Consider the following 320-nt stretch of genomic DNA (forward strand, 5'->3'; position numbering starts at 1 on the left):
GCCTTGTCCGAGCAGGGGTTGTAGGCGAGCGCACTGTTTTAACGGAAGTCACGACTGTAGATGGTAAGGAAGACTGTCAAGTCAAATCCAACACTGTAACCTTAGAACCAGTTTCTGAAATCATAGCAGTAGGCACTAAGGTAGAATCCACTTCAACTCCAAGTGAAGGTACTTCAAGTTTGGTCGAGGTCAAGCCAGAGTTAGAGGTGATGACAGAATCCGTTGCCTATGATACTATTCATCAGGATGCTCCAGACTTGCTTAAGGGTCAAACTTGTGTTGTTCGAGCAGGCGTAGCCGGTGAGCGTACTATTTTAACG

The 320-nt window shown here is 46.6% G+C and carries 1 protein-coding gene; it reads left to right on the forward strand.

Features of this window, described 5'->3' with window-relative positions; genetic code table 11:
- A partial coding sequence (locus tag HMPREF2837_RS11380; RefSeq protein WP_186823195.1) for a G5 domain-containing protein occupies positions 1-320 on the forward strand: 320 nt, incomplete at both ends.

Source organism: Streptococcus sp. HMSC071D03 (assembly GCF_001812125.1).
Lineage (GTDB): Bacteria > Bacillota > Bacilli > Lactobacillales > Streptococcaceae > Streptococcus > Streptococcus pseudopneumoniae_N.